The following is a 16,594-nucleotide window of genomic DNA, read 5'->3' as shown; positions in this document are numbered from 1 at the left end:
TACTTAATCTTTTTCGTTTAGCAGTTTCAATATTCGTTTGAGATTTACCGCAAATATCGTTGTGGCCCCTTGTATTTCCATGCCAAATAAACCCGCTGATTTGGCCGTATGGAACCCGTGCGGATTTTTAATTTCATTATTTTTGGCTTCGATTTTATATCTTTTTTTTGAAAGCTCTTTGAAAATTTCAGTTTCTTGAAAGGCTTCTTGCTCTTTGTGGTCGGTGGATTTTATTGAAATACTATAAGTTTTCATTTTTCCACCTTCTTTATAACAGCCTTCACGCAATGGACATACCTTACACTTTTCTATATCGAAATAAAACTTTAATCGCTGACTTTTTTTGTCATTCTTCTTTCCTGTGCGTGCTTTCCGGATAGCCATATGCCCAGCTGGACAAACAAACATACCTGCATCTTTATTAAAATCAAATTCCGTTTTTCGTTGACCGTTACCGTTTGTAATTGATGGATTCAACTTTGAAATTAATTGAAGGTTCTCTGAATTTGCATATTGTAAATTATCTTTTCCTGAATAAGCTGTATCACCAATCACTGTATTAATTACCATACTTGTATCTTTACTTTTTTCAATTAGCTCTTGAAGATAATTCCCATCACTTTTTTCACCTGTAGTCACAATCGCTGCTGTAATAATTCGTTCATCACTCATCGCAACATGCGTTTTGAAACCAAAGAAAGAAGAGTCCGCAGATTTATGTCCGACACGTGCGTCCGGATCAGTTGAATAGCTCAGTTGTAAATCGTAATCATCAATGACTTCTTTTAACACATTTAACTTTTCTTTCACAACGGGGATTTGAGAAATTTTTGTCTGTGTTTCCACAATTTTGACCACTTGACGGCAGTAATCCAATTCCTCTGCAACTTCATTTGACGTTGATTTTGCAGGGAATTTCCCTTTCATATTTTCATCGAATTGATAGACAGCTTTACGAACATTTTTAGATTTTTCCTGTAAAAATTCTTTCGGTGATTTTTGATTATAACGTGCTTTTGTATGAGTCGCATCGACGATAATCGTTTTACTTGTAATAATGCCTCTTTCTAATGCAATTTCAACCGTCTTTCCGATAAGTAAATCTAATAAATTCATGTCTTGTAGGCGTAGACGGCGAAACTTAGTAAGAGAACTCGAATCAATCACATCATCTTCAGGTGCCATATCTAAAAAATATTTAAAGGACATATCGTATTTAGAACGCTCGACAAGGTCAGCATCGGATAAGTCATGAATCGCTTTTAAGAGTAAATATTTGAACATACGAATTGGTGGGATCGCATTACGACCATTATCCAAACAATATTTTGATTTTAGTTCGTCTAAGATAAATAAAAAATCAACGACCTCATTTATTTGGCGAAGCATATTATCTTTTGGAATAATTAAATCGTACAACGCCATATAAGGACTTAAATTGAAAGTTTCTTGTTTGGAAATCATGGTCGCACCACCTCTAGTTAGTTTTATTTATTATACTATGGTAAGAGAATGGAAAGAAAAGAAAAAACGATTGTGGGAACGGATTTCCGTTCCCACAATCACTTTCGATATTTATTGGACTTTTTCAGTGCCCTCGTATTTTGCAGGCGGCAGCTTTTTCAAGTTCCATTGCCCTCGATAATGGTTGTAATACATCATATAACTTTTCACTTCTCGTTTTACTTCTTCCAATGTTTCGCACGCTTTCAGATTGGTTTCATCTTTAAAATGACCGAAGAAGGATTCTTGAGGGGCGTTATCCCAACAGTTTCCTCGACGTGACATAGATTGCCCTAGTCCCATTTCCTTCACAAGTTTCTGGAATTTTGGATTCGTATAATGGAATCCTTGATCTGAATGAATAAATGCATCTTTCGTTAAATGGTGGTGATTTCGCTTCAATTTACGAAGAGTATTAAGCGCGATATCCATACTTAATGAAGCAGATACTTCATACGCTAAAATTTCGTTTGTCTCAGCGCCCTTAATCGTTGATAAATAAGCACGTTTGCCGTTTCCATACGTCAAATACGTGATATCTGTTAATAATACTTTTCCTGCTACACCTTGTTTAAAGTTACACTGTAATTCATTTGGACATGTACGATGTTCTTTTGTTGCTTTGGCCATTCTACGTGCCGGATTCGCTTTTCGAATTGGGCATATAATCTCAAATTTCTCATAATGCGGCGAATACGTTTTAAGTTATATGTAATTCCATATTGATTTTCTAACGTCATTTTAATTTGACGTGCACCTTTTCTACGTCCTCGGAAATGATACGCTTTTAAAATGATTTCTTTGGTTGCTTCATCTGCTAATTCATATGCTGCACGCTTTTGCATTGATTTCTCTGTGAAATAATTATAGTAACCTGAACGTGATACGCCCATGATTTCACTTAGATAGCTTACTAAACGTTTTAGTTTATATTTTTGAATCGTTTTACTGATTAATTCAAACTTTAGTTCCGTTGCGATTGTTATTTCTTCTTTAACATCTGCCTTTCGAGTAGATCGAGCTTTTTTAAAAGTTCATTCTCCGCTTGTAATAATCTATTTTTCGCTTCTAATCGTGCAATTTTTTCTTCTAAACTTAATTCCCGTTCTGATGGACGACCTGAATTCGTTTTACGTGTATCTTGTAGACCAGCTACTCCAGTTGTACGATAAGCTGCACGCCAACGCTTTCCCGCTGAACTAATGCGCTTCAAACCAATAAGTTCAACATCTAAACCAGCCTCTTCAAAAATCGTTCTTGGGAGTTTTCCTTTTTCATTTTCTGCAATAAAATGGCGTTTAAATTCCTCAGTATAAGTAATCGCTTTATCACTAATAGCCTGGACATTAGGATTACATTTTAGTTGTTCTTGCTCTTTTTTAGTAAATAATCTTTTCGTCATTTATTCCGCTCCGACATCTTTTTTCTCATTATAAACAAAAGTACCCTATAGGATAGACTTTTTTCAAAGTGTCTATCTTATAGGGTACAGTTTAAAAGTCGAAACCGAATCAATATTAAACAATATATGTTAGGGCTACCATTTATCACTCAATCCTGTTAAATGAAAGAAACATTGAATATTACCACTATCCCAAATATTGGGTTTATGATAACATATATCTGAATCTTTTAACTTTAGAAAATATGAAAGGAAGTGTAATATTCAGATATGAAAAAGATATTGAAACCATTGATTAGTGTTATTGCCATTGGTGCCCTCTCTCTATCTATAAATATAGATAAAAATGTATTAGCTAGTAATATTGCAAATACATGTGATTATAATTCGGCATCGAAAGTAAACCCTGATTTTTCCACAATGAACTGTTTGTTAACCGAAACAGCACTGATTTATGATGTTCCTCCTGAAATTGTGAAGGCAATTGCGGAAGGTGAAAGTGGAAATTGGCGTCATTTCGATGTGAATGGTGAAGCGATTGTGACAGCTGATAAGGGGATTGGCATTATGCAAATTACAAATCAAGCCGGCTACAATCAAGATAGACTAAAAAGCGATATTGTCTATAATATTCAAGCTGGTGTAGAGACTCTAGATAATATGTTTAAGCGGAAGGATTTACCTAGCATCAACGGTGGGGAAAGAGATGTACTGGAACATTGGTACTTCGCTATCATGGCTTATAACGGTACTAAGCCAGTAAATAGTCCTTTTGTCCAAGCAACTGGTGAAAGAAATGCAAATGCCTATCAAGAAAGAATTCTCCAAATTATCAAGAAATTGGAATTAATAGACTTAACAGAGCTGCCTTTTTCACGTGAACATTTTCAATATGACTCTAACAGCAGGGAAAATATTAAATTTTCAACGATGAACTATGATTTTGATTTACCATTAACAAAATCTAAGTATTTTTTTGAAACAAATCAAAAAGTTAGTGCAATAACTAATGTAACATTTAGGACAAGACCTACTACGGATAGTCCTTCTTTGGGTACTTTACGTGAAGGTGAAATTATTACCATTACGGGTCCTTTTGAATATGAAAAAGTATCAACGAAGAAAAACCATTTTGTTTGGTATCCTGTGAAAAGAAGTGACGGGACAGAGGGGTATGTAGCATCAAGTTATTTAAACTACTCAGCTTCAACACCTCCAGTAACACCGCCCACAACGGGCAACGTTGATGTATCAAAGTTTGCTGATTACAATGCAAACCAATACTGGGCTGAGGATTTTAAGTGGGCAGTCAACATCGGTATCATCAGTGGATACCCAAACGTGAAAAACCCATCAACAGGTAAGTACGAAAACTTACTTAAACCGTACACTAACTTAACGGAAAACCAAATGTTATCTATCCTATTACGTTACTTCAAACCATCAGAACTAGCTTCAACGATAGCTAATACTTCATGGTATGGAGACGTAAACTACCAACTGGCTACAAAATACTCTCTACCAGTTCTAGGTGCAAACACAGCATCCAAACAAGCCATTGCAGGTAAGGATATCACACGGGGTAACTTCGCTCGTATCTTAGCTTCAATGCATTATGGTAAGACTGTATCTCAGTCAGAAGCTATTAAATTCCTTCGTGATAATGGTTTAACAACTACTAAAACAAATGAAGAGTTTAAACCAAATGATTCTCTAGCAAGAGCGCACACAGTGGCATTCTTCCACCGTTACGAACAAATATTCAATAACTAAATTGCTACTTACAAGTGAAAAGGTAACTATAAAAGTCATCTTTTCTTTTTTATGTTTAATAAATCCTTTCTTGACACTCCTCGAACCTTTCATAACTAAATTCATTGACACAGATTGCTTGATGGGAGCTACAAAGTCTTGTGTTAAGCTACTGGAGTGATTGAGAAAGCATAACAAAAGGACTTGCATATATGAGATTCAATCATACACGCAAGCCCTTTTCTTATTAACCTACCGCTCTCGTTAGTTAAACAACCCTTGCTCTTTCCACTTGTTAAAATATTTGATAACTCATTTCCTCTGCTGTCATAGTGTTTGCGTATCTTCCCATTTAAAAGTATGAGAACCCGACAATGCCTCGTAGCTTGGATTCCCTTTTACATCCCCAAAAAGCGTTTCAAATGTATTTACATCCACTGAATTTGTTGTTCCATTCTCGTCAGTTTCAAGATGAATGAAATCAACCTCTCCCTGTTATGAATTCCCCTTAAACATCAAACCTGCTTTATTTAAAGATAAATATAATTGATTCATACTCAATTTCTACTCTCCTTTAAAATTCGTTAGCTTAATCAACTAAACTGCCCCGTTAGTTAAATAACAACAGTTTTTAAAACAGCAGAGTCACTCAAATATATTCTTTTCATAAGATTTAGTGAACGGCATAAAATTTTGAAAACCCCACAAAATAAAACATAGTTAAAATCAAAAATGGAGGAGGTGTTATTTTGAAGCTCCTTATAAAAACAGTTTTATCCTTGTTTTTAATTTCTATTTGTTCGAATTCCCCCAAAATTGCTCAAGCAAAAGATAGTCATTTAGATGAAATAGCTACAAGTGAAGGTGAAGTGGTTTACCAATTTCAATATAAATATGATGAAATTTATAAACTATTGGGTTTAACTGCTAAAGAGTATGACGTATATTGGAAAAAAGGTCTTTCTATTGCAGAGATGGCTGAAAAACAAGGAATTGGAAGGGAAAAATTGTATGAGTATTTTGTAACTTTACATTATAATGAAATGGAGAAATGGAAATCTAAAGGTATTTTGGTAGGTCATCTTTACTTCACTCAGGTTTATACCTTGAAGGAAGAAATAGATGATTTTCTTGACAGGAATCCTGTATACAAAAAATAATCTTTCTCTTGTAAATCAGAACGTTGGTGTACTTTTAATATAGTTTGATTAAAAATTTATATAAGCCTACTTTTTATCAAGGGCTGTTTTCTCTAAAACAAAAAGGCAGATTTACTCAAAACGTGTAGAATAAATTCTGTCTTTTTATTTTTGATATTTCGCGAATCGAAAATTTAACTAAAGCCCTCGTTACTTTAAGTGCAATATTTCACAAAGTTAGTAAAGAAAAATTAATAAAAGTAATCCTATTCTACTGTTGATAATGGTACTTTTTGTATATTATACTGGAGGTGAATTACTATTTAATAATGAAGGGAGATTTACCATGGAGGTAACATTTACAGTAAGCAGATGGGATGAAAAGCCAGTAGATGACACTAGAAAAGAATTCCCTATTAATATTGCCCATGTCGAATATGATTTAGAGGGTGAATTAACAGGAAAAGCTTTTGTTGAATATTTGTTATATTATGTTGAATCTAATATAGATGATAGTCACTTAGCCACTGCTAAAATTTCCGGATTTCTGCATTTTGAAGGAACTTACAAGGGAAAACAGGGGACATTTACAGCTATAGAGCAAGGAATATTTGATAAAGGAAATCTAGATTCTCCAGCAACAATCATCAAAGCTACCGGTGACTTAGAAAGCTTGAAAGGGTCTTATAACTATAAGTTTACAGGTGAAACCAGTAAGATGATTCTAGATTTTAAATTCTAACAAAACAGTAAAAAAGGGCATTTCTGTACTACCAGGAATGCCCTTTTCGTCGAAAGATCTTCTTCAACTATCCTGCTCCGTTAGTTGAAGAAGAAAAAGAGGCACTTATTCCATAATCGCGCCCGATAATGGAATAAGTCTTCATAAGAATAACGATAATTTTCTCTATTTACTAAATAACTTAATTCCAGAGTTTAAATTAATAATTGCAAGTAGAGCTATACGTAACCATGCCATATAAAGCCAGAAGTCGCTACCATATTACAGCAGTTGGAGAGGTACCAAAATCATCAACATAAATCGCAATGTTCAAAAATAGTTTAAAAGTAATGACTATGGCTTAATTTTACTTGATGTAATTCTTTCTACAATAACCATATCCAACCACTAATCCAACCTTCTTCTTTTATTTTATTGAAAAAGGGACAATTCCTCTTAAGAATTGTCCCCTTTAATTGAATTACTATTAACTGGTGGTGTTCAATACTTTAAAATAACCTTCATCGCTTTATCAATGCAGATAATTCGCCCTCAAAAACTTTTTCTTCCTTATCATTGAAAGTAGATAACAATACCGTTAGGATACCCGTTTCATTCATTGTTGCTTTCTTATCTATAACCTTTACAATGATATGTAGTTCATCATCTGGATACACCGGCTTTATAAATCTAATATTATTCATTCTTGTTCCTGCAATAACATCCTCACCATATTTACCTTCTTCAACCCATAGCTTAAATGAAATAGCTAGTGTATGTATCCCAGAAGCAATAATTCCATTAAATATTCCCTGATTTGCTTTTTCCTCATCTAAATGCATATATTGGGGGTCGAACTCACCTGCAAACCTCATAATATCCTCTTTTGTTAATTTGTATGGTTTAGTTTCGAACACATCTCCAATTGTAAATTCATCTAACTTCATAAAAACACCTCTTAAATATTAATTAACGCGATTACTTAATTTATTCTAACACCTACTATTAATGGTTAGTATTACTTTTTCCTACTTCAAGAAACCTGATCGTTGACTTAAGTACATCTTCACAAGCTTTCATAAATCTACTTAAACATCTATTTTCTTTTAATGTGTTATTCAATTAAATGGCCCGATTATTGAACACAAGTTAAACAACACTCTTAAACTATCCTGCTCCGTAACTTCAATAAGAAAAAGCCAATCCTCTTCTTGGAGAATAGCACCCGTTTAATAAGATTTTCTTACTTACATTAAAAATCTTGTTAGCTAAATAGTCCATTCTATAAGTAATCCTGCCTGTGCCAAGCCACCACCAAAACCAAATAATAAAATCTTATTTCCATTTTTTATTTTACCTTCTCGTACCGCTATATCTAAAGATAAAGCGATTGAAGCTGCAGATGTATTTCCGTAATTGACTAAGCTATATAGAGTTCGCTCTATTGGAAAACCACTTTTTTCGCATATAGACTCAATCATCCTTAAATTTGCACTGTGAGGAACAAACCAATCGACATTTTTCAACTCAATTGAAGTGTTTTTCATAACGGATTGTATTCCTTTTGGCACAGTTGTAACCGCCCACTTATAAACCTCCCGCCCATTTTGAACAATGCAACCATTTCCGACCAAATCTTTTCCATTCATTGTGTTAGATAAATTGGTACTATATAAACTATTTCCTTTCTCGCCTTCTGAACATAAATGTGATGAAATAAAACTCGGTTGTTTTTCATCATATTCAACAAGAACTGCCCCTCCACCATCTCCAAAAAGGATGCAGGTTGTTCTATCTGTATAATCGGTTACTTTAGATAGCGTTTCAGCTCCAATAACCAAAACCTTCTTGTTTAAGCCCGAAGTAATTAATCCGTTTGCCACATATAATCCATATGTAAATCCTGCACAAGCAACGTTTAAATCCATCGCTCCAGTATTCCTAATACCTAATTTTGCTTGGATATACGAAGCAACACTTGGAGTTTTAAAATCAGGAGTAAGTGTGCAAACGATAATCATATCAACATCATCAACTGATTTGTCATAACGTTCCATCAAATTCTTTACAGCTTTATAACTTATATCGCTTGTAAATTCATTTTCATTTGCAACACTTCGTTCTTTAATACCCGTACGTTGGACAATCCATTCGTCATTCGTTTCGACCATTTTTTCTAAATCATCATTTGTTAATCTTCTTTCAGGAACATAAGAGCCTATTGCAGTAATACGTGCTTTAGATTTAATCATAAAAGTTCACCCTCATTTCTATAGTTTTTAAAATTATATCACTTATTACTATGACTTGGTACTAATATGAAGTAAAAAATCCCTTTCTTTAACTATCCTGCACCGTTAGTTCAATAAAGAAAAAAAGAGCTGCATATGCAACTCAATGATCTTCAAGAAAAGCACCCGTTAGTTCAATAAGGACGCTTCTTCAACAATCGCGCCCGATTGTTGAATACCTATAAAATTATTTCAACTATTTACTTTACTTTGTCACCTACGCATCGGTTAGTTTAATAAAAACTAAGTGCTGCTTTTTATAACTTTACCAACACCAAAAGTGACTAATAGGATTAACATTACAGAAAAGACTAAAGCCCATATATTTCCTTTTCCGAATAATGCAGTTAATACCACATCACCCGAAGGAACTCCCAACGTATACAGTAATGGTAATCCGAAAATTACTGAAGCAAAACTGATTACGAAAGTTAATATAAGATTCCTTTTCTTTCTTTCCACAATTTTCACCCCCTCCCTAACTACCTTAACATAAATTTCAGAATTATCAGTAAAATCAAGCGGTTAATATAGACTTATTTTTAAACAGGAGGTAAGTCGAATAATATTGTTACCGAAGCGAAGTTTGGTACTTTTCTAAAAAAACTGTTATTCCACAATATGGCCCGATTGTTGAATAAGCTAATAATTTTTTCTTCAACTAAACTGCTCCGTTAGTGGAAGAATAAAGTTTGATTTCAATTTTATATCATCTTCACTTCATCTTTACATGCTGCGTTTATATTAGTACTTGTAACACCCAATAAAACAATGAAAAGAGGTTTTAAAATGTTAAATCCTAAGACAAAATTATTCACTGCACTTGGAATGTCAACAGCATTATTAGTAGGTGTTGGCAGTGCCTATGCTACTCAAAAAAAAGAAATAAATGAGTCGGTAGAAACTGTAAATTCTATTAAAGCACCAACCCCTGAAGAAATCCAAAAAGTATTAGAAGGTGAACCTACACCTTCTAATATTAAAGTCGAAGGTTTATTTTCTTTAAATGGTAAACCTGATTATACTGCAGACTTTTATTTGAACGATAAAAATTTATTGTCTTTATTAAAAATAAACGCACAAGAATTAAAACAAGAATTGGCAACAGGAAAATCTGTAGTGGAGATTGCAGCTTCTAAAAACGTTACTAAACAACAAGTAATTGACGTCATTGCAAAAACACAGACTGATGTACAATTTAAGGGTGAAAATAATGTCGATAGTAAACAATACGAGGAAATGTTAAAAAATATTGAACCAATAGTAATACAAGTCATCGAGCATAAAACTGAAACTCAATGGTAGAAATAAATTAACCAATCAGTAATAAAACAATGGTTCTTTCCTTTTAATCTTTCCTCTTACAATTTCATGATTTTCTTAACTAACTTGCGCCGTTCGTATTATAAGGTCAACCGGAGAAATCTGGTTGACTATTTTTTATTCAATTTATAGATTGATAGTAGCCGGAGTAGAACGGACCTGCCCGTGGGACTTGATCCCGACAACTAAACTGTTCGCCCTCTACTTGTTAACACATGATTAGGCTGGTTGGGACAAAGGGATCCCGTATAACAAGCGAACGGCTATGTCCTTTATTAAACTATCCTGCACCGTTAGTTGAGTAAGGCAAGATAAAATCATAAAAATAGACCAAACATATTTTAAATATATAATATGTTTAGTCTATTTATTTATATACGTTTGAAGGTTGTCACCCTAAGATAAGTATTTGAAAGGTCTTTTTGTTGTTTAAGATTTCATTATTCTTCCGCGGGTATTTCCCCTGCTTCACACGGGTATCTACCTATTTCGCTCGATTCACCTTATATAGAAACTTATTTTTTAAAGCGATTACGTGTGTTGGCATAGACAACTACGAAAATTGTAAGACCTATAAAGAGAACGAGCCCGATGATAAATAGCCATCTCGTTTTGAATAGCTCGTTCAGTCCCCATAATAGTAAACAAAAACAATAGCCGTACATCACTTTGCCCACAAATTTAGCGAGTGCTTTTTCGTTATATTTCTCTTTCTCACTGTCAGACATCGTATTGTAGCCCGCTATTAAAAATGCGCCTTTGCCTTGTGATAAAACAATCGCAAAGATTAGGAACGGAATCATAATGATCAACCAAACAATGGCATCCATGTTGCTTAGTCTTTACTTTCATTCATAATAAACTGCTGAATGGCTGGCAGTAATTCTTTATGAAGTGGTAATGATGGGTCTGAATATGTTGCTAAATTCTTCGTACGATCTGCCGGAGCATTTTTTAACACATGATTCATTCCGTCCATATATACCAGCTTGGCATCTGGTTTACCTTTCTTTAACACTTCCGCATCAGTCGCAACTACTTGTAAGTCAGTTGTACCTTGAAGAATTAAAACTCGGCTATTCACTTTTGCTAACTCACTTGCAGGGTTATATTTTAACCATGAAATCATATACGGTTGAACGGAAGAACGGAAGAGTGATTGTAAATCTGGAGAAACGTTTTTCACTAGCTCTCCTTTTTTCAAGGTTGCAAGAGCATCTGTTGATTCTTTTAGAAGCTCTGGCGATAATTGACCTTTTAATTGCTCTAACAAAATTTCATCTGCTGGTCTTCCAGCACCTGCTATGGAAACAAAGGACTCTACATTTGCTTTTTGTGCTGCTAGCAAACCAATCAGTGAGCCTTCGCTATGTCCAATAATATGAACACTCGAATACGCTTTATCGGCTAAAAGAGCATTAATCACTTGTACTGTGTCATCTACGTATTGGTCAATCGTGATATCCTCTTCCTTAGTTAAAAGGGATTGATTATCGCCAAGTCCACGTTTATCATAGCGAACAGTTGCAATACCCTCATTAGCTAACCCTTCCGCAATCATTTTTAAGCTATTATTTTTACCAGCTATTGCTGAATTTCCATCCTTATCAGTTGGTCCAGAGCCTGCTATAATAAGTGCCACTGGAGATGGCTCCTTGCTAGCCTTTTGAAGAGCGATTGTTAACTCACCATCTTTAACAGGAATCTTTAACGTTTCATACGTAACTGGTTGTTCTGGTTGTTCTGGTTGTTCTTTGAATGGTTTTAAGACAAGTGGGAATTTACCACCATTTTGTTGAAACGTTGCTTCAATTTGCCCATCTTTTAATGTTCCGTTAATTTCAACTGCCGAGCCATTTAAATTGATCGAAACACTCACTTGATCACCATTGTATTTAATGCTTTTAAATGGATAATTGGATAATCCTTGTGCCGGTACTGATAATGTCCCACTATCTTTCTGCAAATCAACGATAATTGGAAGTGCTCCGTTTGGCGTTTCAATATTCCCTTCCCATTTACCTACTAACTGTTCATTCATTTTATTGTCCTCCTTTGTCTCTTTACCTTTTGTATTGTCTTCCTTTTGGGCGCATGCTGCTAATAATAAGAGCGCACAACATAAAAACAAAAGTTTTTTCATAAAATCTCTCCTTCTATATGAAGATGACTAATAAGATTGGCAAAAATATTACAAGTAAAATGATATAACTCCATTTATTCGCTAAATTCACAGTCCAACCAACACCGTATTTCTTTTGTACTAATAGTGAAGGATCATTTTTATTGATGTAAACAATACCCCATTTCCAATATCGATCATCGGCTGCAGCTGTTTCGTTTGTATGTAAATCATCAAAGCGCTCATTACTTTTACTTAACTTCCAAATTAAGAGGATAAGTCCCCCTAAAGAAACGATCATAAAAACGATAAAAAGTGGAAAGAAGTAAGGAGCAGTTTGATTTTCTAAAATCACTGTCGTGTAATGTAAAACAACAAGAAGAATGGTCAGACTATAATTAATTGCTGCGAGGTACCAGCTGCCATATTTACGCTGTGTAAGCTCTCTATTGGCTGAAGCTTCTTTCGCCTGTGCACTCAATTGTATTTTGGCACTTTTCATACCTATGCTCATGATGAAAAAGCTAATTTGTGTCCCTAGTAAAATAAGCGGCATTACAATAACTGATAGCCAAGTTTTTTCTGTCCAACCGTCTACCTCACCTGCTGCATTCCAATGGGTAGCAAATACATCCGGGATGGCATTGTAATTCATATAAGTAAAGGTAATCAATGCTAACGTGATAATAATTGGTAATGTAAAAAATGTAGGTGAAAGTACTTCATCTCGATCTCGAATAGATAAATCCATCACATAAACAGTTTTTACATGCACTTCCCAATTTTCTTGCTTTTTTAGTTTTTTTGTTTTTATATGATAAAACATATAAAGTCCAGCTGATATAAGAAGCACGACATAAAGCAAGATAAAGGATAATAAAACAAATTGCTCTTCTTGAATGGACGTAAACAGTAGCAAAATTTGGCCTAAAAGAAAGGCAACTGCTATGCTCCCGACCATCATGCTGTAGTGCTTTTTAAATATACGTAATTGCTGATGTTTCACATAAGGTTCTGGAATTGAAACACCAAACACAGTTGTTTTTCTCGCAAAATATGGTGTTAAAGTTTCCAGTACTCCTACAAAGATAAAGATGCTTAATATAAAAAGCATATTTCCCCTACTTCCATTGTTTTAAAATTCGATGAAACAAACTTGTCATCTGATCTTTTTCGAGACCACGTGCAATGGCCTCTGCCATAATTGGTTTTAATGCATTTTCTACTTTTTCAACTTCCGTCTCTTCCAGTTCTTTTTTTTGACCACCGATAATGATAGCCTTTGCTTTCGGCTTTAATTCGATTAACCCTTTTTCTTCAAGTTCATGATAGCTCCTACTAACTGTACTGACATTGATACCTAAATCCGAAGCCATTGAACGAACTGAAGGTAATGTATCACCATTTTTTAGCTTTCCCTTAGCAATTAACTCAATCAATTGATTCGCTAACTGCTTATAGAGCTGTAATTCATTGCTTGGATCTAAATGAATATGCATCTTACCCCTCCCATCTGTACCGCTCTTCACCAAACAGAAATCTGTCGCACTTAGAGTAATACAGTATTCTAAAAATGTAAAATTCTATATAAAGCGGAAAATAATCAATTGGGATCTTCTTCCCTCTGAGGTTTTTAGGTCAATTAATGCGAAATAAAAAAGGACCCAGAAAGATTCTGGGTCCAAGAACACTTATTTCTATTTGATTTGATCTGTATCGGTTATTGCTTCTTCTTAAGATACAGCAAAACAGACTATCCTCTGCCTCACCGATTCCTTAAGATTTTAGAAGCTCACCCTATACAGTTGTGGCGGACTTTCCTGAGATTCCTGGTCTTTGGGTGTTTGACTACTCATTCTACATCCTCCTCATCATATAAGATTAATAAGTGATTCCTCTCTTAATATGAACCGTTTCACAAGTGTTTATTCATGTGATGAGCATTTTTATTAAAAGTGCCTTGATGTAGAATAAAACTCCACGGAAATGCAGAGTTTTCATTTTAGGCGTCTTCTTTAAAGACCTGTTGTGTAATGGATCAATTATGCCTCGGCATAATTGCGTCCGGAATCGGCTTTGTGATTGCACAAAGAACTCCTTTCCGATTCCGTGAGTGGAAAACCTATGTAAGGCACTAATTGTAATAGTGCTTCCACAATTTCTGTCTGTGTCAAACCTGCATGCAAACCACATTTAATATGTGTTTTTGTTTGTGAGGCAGCACCTTGAGTTACTACTGCTGTGATGACAACAAGTGCACGGCTTTTTGCATCTAGCCCTGGTCGTGAATACACATCACCATAGGCAAATTCAATAATCATTTTGCGTAAATCTGGTGCTACATCAGCTAGTGCATCTGCCTCAGAGGACTGATGGATACATCCGCAGGTGTGTTTTTACCTTACTGCACTAACGTAGTTCATCGTGCTATTTCTGTTGCCAGAAACTACACTCACCATAGCTTGAAAGCACATCAACAATTACGAAAAATTAATAAATATCACACAATTTTATTAGATTTTTTTAACTGTTTCAGAGCTCCCATTGTTATTTCTTTTCACAAAAACCCCAATTCCGCGTCTCCAGAATTGGGGATTGTCCTTCACTTATGTAAGGGTCTCATTTTCGTTTCACCCACTGGCTCTAACGAAAAAGGAAATGGTTTTTCATAGTGCCTCTCTGGACAGCTTTAATGAATATCTATGCAAAAGTCACAAGGACATGCACGCTAAGGAAATTGATCAATTATGCCTCGGCATAATTGCGTCCGGATTCGGCTTTGTGCTTAGGCCTGCGTGAGGGCCGATACGATGTCGGTCATTTCGGTAATGCCACAGGACGTGGCGTTCTTAGACTGAGTTCCTCTATTTCAGCGGATGTTTGTACACCCGCTGAAATAAGTTAAACAAGACAAGCTTTTGCCTTTTCGATTTGGATGGTTACTTGATCAAATCCTGTACCACCTAAAGAATGGCGACGACGAACGGCTGCTTCAGGCGCTAATACATCGTAAATATCCGCTTCGATAAGCTCACTTTCTTTTTTCATGTCTTCAAGCGGTAAATCTAATAAGTAGATACCCTGTTGAATACATGTGAATACAAGTTTTCCTGTGACTTCATGTGCTTCACGGAAAGGCATGCCTTTTGTTGCTAGATAATCTGCAAGTTCCGTAGCATTGGAGAAGTCAGAGTGTACTGCCTGATGCAAACGCTCTGTATTGACAGTCATCGTGCGAATCATACCTTCAAAGATTTTTAGTGAACCAAGAATTGTATGGACTGTATCGAACATACCTTCTTTATCTTCCTGCATATCTTTGTTGTATGTTAACGGTGTTCCTTTTAAAACTGTTAATAAGCCCATTAAGTTACCGTAAACACGCCCCGTTTTTCCACGGATTAACTCCGCCATATCAGGATTTTTCTTTTGTGGCATAATAGATGAGCCCGTTGAGAAGGCATCATCTAATTCGATAAATTTGAATTCATCTGTCGACCACAATATAATTTCTTCTGCAAAACGAGATAAATGCGCCATTAATAATGATGAATTGCTTAAAAATTCAACGATAAAATCACGGTCACTTACTGCATCCATAGAGTTTGCATAAACCTCGCTGAAGCCTAAAAGCTCAGCGGATTTTAAGCGGTCGATTGGGAAAGTTGTACCTGCCATGGCACCTGCACCTAAAGGCAGAATATCGATACGCTTAAGCGATTCCGTAAAACGTTGTTTATCACGCTCTAACATCCAGAAATAGGCCATTAAGTGATGGGCAAATGAGATTGGTTGAGCACGTTGTAAATGTGTATAGCCAGGAGCAATTGTTTCTACATGCTCCTCAGCCTTTTCTAGCAATGTCTTTTGGAATGTCTCAATTAAACCGATTGCTTCCTTCACACGTTTTTTCAAGAAAATATGCATATCCGTTGCTACTTGATCATTTCGGCTACGGCCTGTGTGAAGCTTACCTCCTACAGGACCAATTAAATCAATCAGCATTTTTTCCAGATTTAAGTGAATATCTTCATTGGCAACTGTAAATTCAAGCTCACCTGTAATTGCTTTTTCTTGTAATTGTGCAAGTCCACCGAGAATTATCTCTACGTCAGCTGCTGGTAAAATTCCTGTTGCGCCAAGCATCGTAACATGTGCTACGCTACCTTCAAGGTCTTCCAGAACAAGCTGTTGGTCAAAGCCAATCGATGCGCCGAACTCGTCCACCCATGCTTCTGCTGATTTTTGGAAACGTCCGCCCCAAAGTTTTGTCATAACAGCTCACCTTTTCCTTCGTATCTTTTCGAAAAGATGCAGCATAGCGCAATGCTACACTACACC

13 protein-coding genes and 2 pseudogenes are annotated in these 16,594 nt (G+C 35.4%); 4 read left to right on the top strand and 11 right to left on the bottom strand.

Annotated features, from left to right (window positions below):
- Nucleotides 1-3: 3 nt before the first annotated feature.
- Complete coding sequence (locus ACIQLB_RS20690) at nucleotides 4-1,464, bottom strand: IS1182 family transposase (RefSeq protein ID WP_400730209.1); 1,461 nt, start codon at nucleotides 1,462-1,464, stop codon at nucleotides 4-6.
- A 111-nt stretch (nucleotides 1,465-1,575) separates the two neighbouring features.
- A pseudogene (locus ACIQLB_RS20685) lies at nucleotides 1,576-2,905 on the bottom strand (IS3 family transposase).
- A 270-nt stretch (nucleotides 2,906-3,175) separates the two neighbouring features.
- Between ACIQLB_RS20685 and ACIQLB_RS20680 the strand changes: the two are divergent.
- The 3 genes from ACIQLB_RS20680 (at nucleotide 3,176) to ACIQLB_RS20670 (ending at nucleotide 6,538) form a co-directional block, all read left to right on the top strand.
- Entirely contained in the window at nucleotides 3,176-4,678 is a 1,503-nt protein-coding gene (locus ACIQLB_RS20680; RefSeq protein ID WP_400730207.1) for an SH3 domain-containing protein, read from the top strand.
- A gap of 728 nt (nucleotides 4,679-5,406) precedes the next feature.
- Nucleotides 5,407-5,817 carry a hypothetical protein gene (locus tag ACIQLB_RS20675; RefSeq protein WP_400730205.1) on the top strand — a complete coding sequence of 137 codons (411 nt, stop codon included), beginning with the start codon at nucleotides 5,407-5,409 and terminating at the stop codon, nucleotides 5,815-5,817.
- A gap of 325 nt (nucleotides 5,818-6,142) precedes the next feature.
- Nucleotides 6,143-6,538, top strand: coding sequence for a DUF3224 domain-containing protein (locus tag ACIQLB_RS20670; protein ID WP_400730202.1), 396 nt, complete (start codon nucleotides 6,143-6,145; stop codon nucleotides 6,536-6,538).
- 500 nt (nucleotides 6,539-7,038) lie between these two features.
- Here the strand turns inward: ACIQLB_RS20670 and ACIQLB_RS20665 are convergent, their stop codons facing one another.
- The 3 genes from ACIQLB_RS20665 to ACIQLB_RS20655 form a co-directional block, all read right to left on the bottom strand.
- Nucleotides 7,039-7,464, bottom strand: a complete 426-nt coding sequence (locus tag ACIQLB_RS20665; RefSeq protein WP_400730199.1) for a MaoC family dehydratase — start codon at nucleotides 7,462-7,464, stop codon at nucleotides 7,039-7,041.
- Nucleotides 7,465-7,785: 321 nt separating this feature from the next.
- Nucleotides 7,786-8,769: a ketoacyl-ACP synthase III gene (locus ACIQLB_RS20660; protein WP_400730197.1), complete on the bottom strand. Its 984-nt coding sequence runs from the start codon at nucleotides 8,767-8,769 to the stop codon at nucleotides 7,786-7,788.
- A 282-nt stretch (nucleotides 8,770-9,051) separates the two neighbouring features.
- Nucleotides 9,052-9,270 (bottom strand): hypothetical protein, encoded by a 219-nt coding sequence (locus ACIQLB_RS20655; RefSeq protein ID WP_400730194.1) that lies wholly within the window; start codon nucleotides 9,268-9,270, stop codon nucleotides 9,052-9,054.
- 501 nt (nucleotides 9,271-9,771) lie between these two features.
- On the opposite strand from ACIQLB_RS20655, the pseudogene ACIQLB_RS20650 reads away from it, so the two are divergent.
- A pseudogene (locus ACIQLB_RS20650) lies at nucleotides 9,772-10,113 on the top strand (hypothetical protein); the annotation flags it as partial.
- Between the two features lie 533 nt (nucleotides 10,114-10,646).
- On the opposite strand, the gene ACIQLB_RS20645 reads toward ACIQLB_RS20650, so the two are convergent.
- The 6 genes from ACIQLB_RS20645 to argH all read right to left on the bottom strand — a co-directional run bounded on the left by ACIQLB_RS20645 (nucleotide 10,647) and on the right by argH (nucleotide 16,528).
- Nucleotides 10,647-10,961 (bottom strand): DUF3784 domain-containing protein, encoded by a 315-nt coding sequence (locus tag ACIQLB_RS20645; protein WP_400730191.1) that lies wholly within the window; start codon nucleotides 10,959-10,961, stop codon nucleotides 10,647-10,649.
- A gap of 5 nt (nucleotides 10,962-10,966) precedes the next feature.
- A complete protein-coding gene (locus ACIQLB_RS20640) occupies nucleotides 10,967-12,274 on the bottom strand; it encodes an alpha/beta hydrolase (protein WP_400730188.1) in 1,308 nt (435 codons plus the stop codon).
- Between the two features lie 13 nt (nucleotides 12,275-12,287).
- Nucleotides 12,288-13,367, bottom strand: a complete 1,080-nt coding sequence (locus ACIQLB_RS20635) for a DUF1648 domain-containing protein (RefSeq protein WP_400730185.1) — start codon at nucleotides 13,365-13,367, stop codon at nucleotides 12,288-12,290.
- Nucleotides 13,368-13,374: 7 nt separating this feature from the next.
- Entirely contained in the window at nucleotides 13,375-13,752 is a 378-nt protein-coding gene (locus ACIQLB_RS20630; RefSeq protein ID WP_400730182.1) for a GntR family transcriptional regulator, read from the bottom strand.
- A 543-nt stretch (nucleotides 13,753-14,295) separates the two neighbouring features.
- A complete protein-coding gene (locus ACIQLB_RS20625) occupies nucleotides 14,296-14,631 on the bottom strand; it encodes a carboxymuconolactone decarboxylase family protein (protein ID WP_400730303.1) in 336 nt (111 codons plus the stop codon).
- Between the two features lie 523 nt (nucleotides 14,632-15,154).
- Entirely contained in the window at nucleotides 15,155-16,528 is a 1,374-nt protein-coding gene (gene argH / locus ACIQLB_RS20620; protein ID WP_400730179.1) for an argininosuccinate lyase, read from the bottom strand.
- Nucleotides 16,529-16,594 lie beyond the last annotated feature (66 nt).

It is taken from the genome of Lysinibacillus sp. NPDC092081 (assembly GCF_044755845.1).
Taxonomy (GTDB): domain Bacteria; phylum Bacillota; class Bacilli; order Bacillales_A; family Planococcaceae; genus Lysinibacillus.
This window is presented reverse-complemented; position numbering and strand designations above follow the sequence as displayed.